Below are 497 nucleotides of genomic sequence, written 5' to 3'. Positions count from 1 at the left end.
CCGCGAGGACTGCGCCCGCCTGCTCCACGACAGCCCCGAGAGCCGCGGCGACCGTGAGCCGGCACGCCTGCTGTGGGCCACCCGCGACGGTCGCGACGTCGGCGCCGCGTACTTCCACCGCACGGCGAAGTGGTCCGACGGGCGACCCGAGGGCGAGGTGGGCGTCTTCTTCCTCGTCTCGACCGACGTCGGCGCCCGGCTCGCGCTCGCCGAGCGGCTTGTCGACCTCGACCTCATGGGCAGCACGGAGTACTGGGTCACCCTCGACGACCCGCTCGTGCAGTGGCTGCCCTCGCCACGCGCCCTCGGCGGAAGCGGGCCGAGCGACAACCTCTGGCTGCGCATCGTCGACCTGCCGACCGCCGTCACCGAGCGCGGCCACGCCGCCGACCTCGACGTCGTCGTCGAGATCGGCGACGCGATCCTGCCCGAGCAGGCCGGCCGCTGGCGCTGGACCGCCGCACGGGACGGTGTCGGCGCCCTCGCGCACCGAGCGC

The 497-nt window shown here is 75.3% G+C and carries 1 protein-coding gene; it reads left to right on the top strand.

Going from position 1 to position 497, the window contains the following annotated elements; genetic code table 11:
- Positions 1-497: putative GNAT family N-acetyltransferase (locus AC2W7J_RS18740; protein WP_485984317.1), on the top strand; the 497-nt coding region annotated here is incomplete at both ends.

It is taken from the genome of Janibacter sp. CFPM2_SD2 (assembly GCF_057364645.1).
This window is presented reverse-complemented; position numbering and strand designations above follow the sequence as displayed.